At 60.6% G+C, this 6,748-nt stretch carries 6 protein-coding genes; 3 read left to right on the plus strand and 3 right to left on the minus strand.

From position 1 onward, the window contains the following. Nucleotides 1-33: 33 nt before the first annotated feature. Entirely contained in the window at nt 34-1,581 is a 1,548-nt protein-coding gene (locus NMG80_RS05630; RefSeq protein ID WP_254017226.1) for an FAD-dependent oxidoreductase, read from the minus strand. 283 nt (nt 1,582-1,864) lie between these two features. Between NMG80_RS05630 and NMG80_RS05635 the strand changes: the two genes are divergently transcribed. Together NMG80_RS05635 and NMG80_RS05640 are read left to right on the plus strand one after the other, a co-directional pair. Continuing rightward, the gene (locus NMG80_RS05635; protein WP_254017227.1) at nt 1,865-2,836 is read left to right on the plus strand and encodes an SDR family oxidoreductase; all 972 of its coding nucleotides are present in this window, start codon (nt 1,865-1,867) and stop codon (nt 2,834-2,836) included. An 88-nt stretch (nt 2,837-2,924) separates the two neighbouring features. Beyond that, nucleotides 2,925-4,637, plus strand: coding sequence for an HAD family hydrolase (locus NMG80_RS05640; protein WP_254017228.1), 1,713 nt, complete (start codon nt 2,925-2,927; stop codon nt 4,635-4,637). A gap of 137 nt (nt 4,638-4,774) precedes the next feature. Here NMG80_RS05640 and NMG80_RS05645 read toward each other — a convergent pair whose 3' ends face one another. Further along, a complete protein-coding gene (locus NMG80_RS05645; protein ID WP_301942727.1) occupies nt 4,775-5,221 on the minus strand; it encodes a TIGR02588 family protein in 447 nt (148 codons plus the stop codon). Next, the gene (locus tag NMG80_RS05650) at nt 5,218-6,006 is read right to left on the minus strand and encodes a TIGR02587 family membrane protein (protein ID WP_436798548.1); all 789 of its coding nucleotides are present in this window, start codon (nt 6,004-6,006) and stop codon (nt 5,218-5,220) included. Before NMG80_RS05650 ends, NMG80_RS05645 begins: the two co-directional genes overlap by 4 nt. A gap of 254 nt (nt 6,007-6,260) precedes the next feature. Between NMG80_RS05650 and NMG80_RS05655 the strand changes: the two genes are divergently transcribed. After that, nucleotides 6,261-6,704 (plus strand): PPC domain-containing DNA-binding protein, encoded by a 444-nt coding sequence (locus NMG80_RS05655; RefSeq protein ID WP_254017231.1) that lies wholly within the window; start codon nt 6,261-6,263, stop codon nt 6,702-6,704. Nucleotides 6,705-6,748: the final 44 nt, after the last annotated feature.

Here is a 6,748-nt window from a genome sequence, read left to right on the forward strand (position 1 = left end):
GCCTGAGCTGCCCCACACGTCGGGTGCCAAGTGTCAGGCTTTTACCACTAGGTCAATTTGGCGCTCCATTTCCACCTCGGCCCCTAGGCTTTCGATGTCGCGGAAGATCGAAGCGACAGCCAGCGTGCGCCCTTCGCGCTTGAAGCGGAGCAGGCAATCCTTGGCAACAATGTCGCCATCGATCACGATCTCGTCCCATTGCGCGGCATGGCCGACATAGTTGATGGGAACATCGTAGTGCTGGCTCCAGAAGAACGGCACGGCGACGAATTTCTGGCGATGGCCGAGCATGTTGAGGGCTGCGGTTCGCCCCTGCCTCTCGGCAACCACCCAATGCTCGACCCGAATGTTCTCGCCACTGTGGGGATCCGGCCACCGCGCAATGTCGCCGGCCGCGAAGATGCCTGGTGCGCTCGTCTCCAAAAAGGCGTTTACCACGACACCGCGGTCAAGGATGAGCCCCGCCGTTTCGGCAAGCCCTGTCCGCGGCCGCACGCCGATGCCGGCGACGACGAGATCCGCCGCCAACGTATCGCCACCGCTGAGTTTCACCTCGCTGGCGTCGATGCTGCTGGCGGTGTCCTCGAGATGGAACACGACACCATTCTCCTCATGGAGGACGCGGATGAAGTCGGCCATTTGCGGACCCATGATCCGTTCCATCGGCCGTTTTTCCGGCGCCACGACATGAACTTCGATCGCGCGCGAGCGCAGGGCCGCGGCAACCTCCAGGCCAATGAAACTGGCGCCAAGCACGACGGCGCGGCGCGCAGTCGTGGCCCGCTCGATGATCGCCTTGCAGTCTGCGAACGAGCGCAGCGTGTGAACATGTGGCTGGTCGGCGCCTTGTATGGTCAGGCGAACCGGTTCGGCTCCGGTCGCCAGGAGTAGCCTGTCGTAGGGAGTCCGGGCCCCGTCCGCCAGCACAACCTCGCCAGAACCTGCATCGATGCTGGCGACATCCGCATTTAGTCGCAGCTCGATATCGTTCTTCGAATAGAAGCTTTCTCGGCGCAGCGGAATCCAATCCTCCGGTGCTTTGCCGGCGAGGTAGTCCTTGGAAAGATTGGGCCGATCAACCGGCGGCGCTTCGTCGTTGCTGAGCATGACAATGCTGCCTTGATAATGTTCGCGCCGTAGTGTTTCTGCCGCCGCGAAACCGGCGGCGCCGCCACCCACAATGACGATCTTCCCCGGAACCCGGCCGGAACTTCCATCGCGCTGCTTGGGTGCCATCCGCTTGCGCTTCTCGCCCACGACTATCCGATCATCGCGTTGTTCCACCGACCAGCAAGCGAGTGGACTGAATGCAGGGGCGCGCAGGGCCTCGCCTGTCCGCAAATCAAAACACGCGTGATGCCAGGGACACCGGACGGTGTCTTCCACCACAAGACCGTCGACGAGCGGCCCGCCATAATGTGTGCATGTCGCGCCGATGGCGAAGATCTCGGCCCCGCGGCGCACCAGCAGCACCGGCTCATCGCCGCAATGGCCGAGGAGCTTTCCGCCATCGGCAAGGTCGGATAACGCGATGCCCTCGACCAAATCCGGCCCGCTCGGTTTGGCATGACCTTCAGCCATTTTCCTCTCCCTTGACGCGGTCCAGTGGCAAAATCGCCTGTACGGCCGAGAAGCGGGAAATCGTCAGGTCACCAGCCTCGGAATACCTTCTGCCTGGCTGGCGCGCGTTCAGGTTCTCGGACACCGCTTGTGCCGGAACGTCCGGCCGCCTCATTCGTTGCCAGTTGGGCAGTACACGCCGTCGATTTCCTGGCGTTTGGATTCGTTACTGAAGGAATGACGCCGTCGCGTAAACTTTTTCGCCGGACATGCGTTGTTCGTTCTCCAAGCCAAGGAGACAGCCATGCAGATGAAATCGGAAATCGCCGGCGAGGCCGCCAAGCAACGCCACATCCAGCGCGGCATCGACGCCAAGGACAAATCGAAGGGCAACGGCAAGCAACCAGGCGCCATGCAGGCCGGAGCACGCAAATATCCCGAGCCGCCCTTTCCCGAGCAGCACCAGCCGAAGCCGGGGCACGAATGGGCGATTGAGCCGGCGCCGCTTTACGACGCGCCATTCTATATCGGATCAAAAAAGCTCGATCGCAAAGTGGCCGTCATCACCGGCGGCGATTCCGGCATCGGCCGAGCCGTGGCCGTGCTCTATGCGCGCGAAGGCGCCGATGTGGCGATCGTCTATCTGTCCGAGGATAAGGATGCTGAAGAAACGAAGAGGGCCGTCGAAGCCGAGGGCCGGCGCTGCATGCTGGTCAAGGCCGACGTCAGCGAACGCGACCACTGCCACAATGCTGTGGCTGAGGTGGTGAAGGAATTTGGCCGGATCGACGTGTTGGTCAACAACGCCGCTTTCCAGATCCATTCCAGCGACTTCAGCGAACTGACCGAGGAGCATTTCGACACGACGCTGAAGACCAACCTCTACGGCTATTTCCACATGGCGCAGGAGTCCGTTCCGCATATGAAGCCTGGTTCGGCGATCATCAACAGCGGCTCCATAACCGGCATAGAGGGCTCGAAGCAGCTGGTCGATTATTCGATGACCAAGGGCGGCATTCATGCCTTCACGCGCGCACTGTCCGGCAACCTCATTGAAAAGGGAATTCGGGTGAACTGCGTGGCGCCAGGCCCGGTGTGGACGCCGCTCAACCCGTCGGACAAGCAAGCCGGCGACGTTTCGAAATTTGGCGCGGACACGCCGATGAAACGGCCGGCGCAACCGGAGGAAATCGCGCCCGCCTATGTGTTCCTGGCCTCGCCGCATTGTTCAAGCTACATCACCGGCGAGATACTGCCGATCATCGGCGGCTACTGAGAACTTGTCGCCCGCACTGCCTCGATCATCATGGACCTCTCGCCTGTGACGGTGGTAGCGGCGATCTCAGATAAGAAATGGTCGACAGATGTATTTCATTGCCTTGGCGACGGACTATGACGGCACGCTGGCGCACGACGGGATCGTAGCTGAAAAGACGCTTGCAGCCCTCGAACGGTTCAAGAAAAGCGGCCGCAAGCTCATCCTCGTCACTGGCCGCGAACTGCCCGACCTCAAGCGGGTTTTTCCCGAGCTCGGCGTGTTCGACAAGGTCGTCGCCGAAAATGGGGCGTTGATCTACACGCCTGCCAGCGAGGAAGAACGTGCGATCTCACCGGCACCGGCGCCGAAATTTGTCGCCAAGTTGAAGAAACGCGGCGTCAAGCCGCTTTCAGTCGGACGGTCGATCGTTGCGACCTGGGAACCACACCAGGCAACAGTTCTTGAGGTCATCAAGGAACTCGGGCTGGAGCTGGAAATCATCTTCAACAAGGGCGCGGTGATGGTGCTGCCCAGCGGCATCAACAAGGCAACCGGGCTGGCAGCCGCACTTGAGGACCTCAGGCTGTCGCCGCACAATGTGGTCGGTATTGGCGATGCTGAAAACGATCATGCGTTCCTGCAGGCCTGCGGCTGCAGCATCGCTGTCGCCAATGCACTTGCAGCGGTCAAGGATACAGCCGATCTTGTAACGCGCGGCGCGCGTGGAAAGGGCGTCGAGGAACTGATCGAAAAGCTGGTAAAGCGTGATCGGGAATTTGTCCGAAAAGCCCGTGACGGTATCCTTCTCGGTTCGGTCGGCGGCGACGAAGTCTATCTGACGCCGACCGACACGGTTCTGATCACCGGAAGCTCCGGCATCGGCAAATCCACCTTGGCCACCGCACTGACGGAACGCTTCGTCGAGAACGGATTTCAATTCTGCGTTTTCGATCCGGAAGGCGACTATGATGGCCTCGAAGGCGCCGTCCGGATAGGCGATGGCTCAAGCGAACCGACAAAGGCACAAGTGCTCGACCTGATCGAAAAGCCCGACACCAATGTGGTCGTCAATGGGCTGGCGTTGCGGGTCAATGAGCGACCAGACTTCTTTGCCGACCTGCTCCCCGGTCTTGGCAATTTCCGCTACCGTACGGCGAGGCCGCATTGGCTGGTCATCGACGAGGCGCATCATCTTCTGCCCAAGAAGCGCGACGACACGCGCGCCATCCTATCGTTGGAATTGCCGGGCACTGTCCTGATCACCGTTCATCCGGAGGCGATCTCGACCGACGCCCTGCGTCTGGTCACTGCCGTGATTGCGCTCGGTCCCAAGGCCAAGAATGTCATCAGGGCCTTTTGTCAGGAGACGGACACCAAGCCGCCAAAGGATATTCCCTCGCCAGAAGGCGAGCGCGTGCTGTTCTGGCGGCCGCAAGCCCGCAAGAAAATTGCCATGGTCAAAGCGATCGAGCCGCGCCAGTCGCTCAAGCGTCACAGCCGCAAATATGCAGAAGGTCAACTCGACGAGGCCGGCAGCTTCTATTTCAGAGGTCCCGACAACGCGATGAATCTCCGGGCCCACAACCTGATGATCTTCGCCCAGATTGCCGAGGGCATCGACGACAGAACCTGGGAGCATCACCTGCGCGCCGGCGACTATTCCGAATGGTTTCGCCGACAGATCAGGGACAAGGAGCTGGCGCGCGAGACCGCCGAGGCGGAAAAGGACGAAATGCTCTCGGCGCAGGAGAGCCGCAAGCACGTTCTGGATGCGGTACGTCGCCGTTATACGGCTCCTGCCACCGCCCCGGAGGAATAGGGAGCGAGAAGGATCACCCATGCTCGGAGGCACGGGCCATGTTGGTTCTGCTGCAGCCATGTCGCTTTTACAGCAGGGCGAAGCGGTGGCCGGGTTACCGCTTCATCCATGCCGAGTTCCATTTCATCCATGACTGGTCAGGGTTCACTGTATCCACTGGCAAAGAGGCGCAAGTCATAGGCCTCGGGATCGCGACGAAAGATCAACGCGCCCTTGCGTTGGGAATTCTGTGGGACATAGTCGAGCGTAGCGCTGCTCTCCTCGACGACCTCATCGCCATTGCGGAGTTCACCTTTGATCTCGACAGCAGCAACTGATTTCCCCGCCCTGTTTGCAGCGGCGAACTCGACCACGTAGCCGCCCTCGGTGGCCGCGACCGCCAGCGGCAGCACAACGATCCGAGCGGTCCCATCGCTTGTGCTCAAGCCATCGACGACAAGGTAGCTAAGCACGGCAAGCAGGGCTACCGAGCTTATTCCCGCCACGACCCACTCCGTGACCGAAGTTCCGGGTTTGCGTGTCTTTGCTTTGTTGTCGGACTGCTGCTTCTGTTGCCTGTCGCCTTTTGCGGAATTCTTTGTCACAGAATGAGCCTCGCAACCGCCGCCCCGAGCGCGCCAGGAAACGACAGAACCACGACTGCACTGAGTGTCTCCGAAAAGCCGGCGCCATCGGTCCTGCCGAAGGTCCACAGGATATAAAGGTTCACAAGCATCACCAGGACATAGCCGACGATCGCATAGCGAAAGAAGATGCTGACCAATCCAGCGCCTGGCTCGGGACTGTGCGAGCCGCGGAATTCGAACTCGTAGACGAAGGCGTGCATGAGAGCGAGGGTGACCACAACCAGGGCGATTTCCTGCCAGGGTTGCATCTTGTAAGCGATGAGGACGACCTCTTCCGTTGGTGCGATGTTCACCGATAGAAACAGCGCTCCGACCACCATCAGGAACAGCTCTCCGGTGTAGCCGGGCTCGGGAATGTCCTCCTCCTCCAACAAACCCGTGCCGAGCTGAGCGCGCGCCAAAGATGCTCCGAGACTGCCTGGGACAACCTGCACCGCAATTTTGCCAATCACCTCCCGTAGCGGCATTTCGACGGTCACGATGCCGAAAATGAAAAACACCGCCGTAGCCGCCACAGCGGCCACAAGTATGGCCACAAAAGCATCGGCGATGCGGTCGCGGAGCGCCACCGTCTGACGAAAGCCTCCGTACTTGTGCAGCAGCACCAGCATTGGCAAAGTGACAGCGAGGAACAGGGCGAGCCGCAGTGGGTGAAGGTGAAAGCCCAGCGCCCAAGCTTCCATGGTCATCAGCACCGGGACGGCGAAGATCAACGCCCCGGCAAAGGCACGCCCGAGACCAATCCAGAACTCACGCGGCGTTAGCGCATGCCTGACGATGATCTCGGTTGGCGCCACGTCCGCTCCCTCAGAGATAGCCTGCGGGGAACAATGTTTCCTGGGCAATCTTGTTCCGGACCACTGCATCTTCTCCACAGTCGAACGGCGCTGCGATGTTCAAACCCAAGCCAAACCTATTGGGAACTCGCGAGCCAGCTTTCCGTTCAACTCTCGATCGAGTGACAGGGCAAAGCCGACACAGCGTCTGGAGTGAAATCATGAAATCGCAGCTCGTCGCCGAAAGCGCCGGACAAAGGACGTTCGTTGTGGTGCTTGATCCCGGCGAGGAAGCGTTCGCGGCGCTTACAGCTTTCGCGGTCGATCACGATATTGGCGGCGCCTCGCTGACCGCGCTCGGCGCCTTCGAAAGGGCGACTGTCGGCTGGTTCGACATCGAGGAAAAAACTTATCGGAAAATCCCGGTGCTGGAACAGTGCGAGGTGCTCAGCGCGGTCGGCGACGTTGCGATGGGCGACGACGGCAAGCCGAGCCTTCACGTCCATGCGGTGCTCGGATTGCGCGACGGCAGCACGAAGGGCGGACATCTTCTCGATGGCATTGTTCGGCCGACTCTCGAAGTCACATTGGTGGAAACGCCTGGTCACCTGCGCCGCAGAAAGCGTCCGGAACTCGGCATCGCCTTGATCGATCTGGATGCCTGAAGCCAAACGCGGATCAGGCTAGTGGATCGCGGTAGGGACGCCCA

The sequence above is a fragment of the Mesorhizobium escarrei genome (assembly GCF_935825525.1).
In the GTDB taxonomy this organism is placed as follows: domain Bacteria; phylum Pseudomonadota; class Alphaproteobacteria; order Rhizobiales; family Rhizobiaceae; genus Mesorhizobium; species Mesorhizobium escarrei.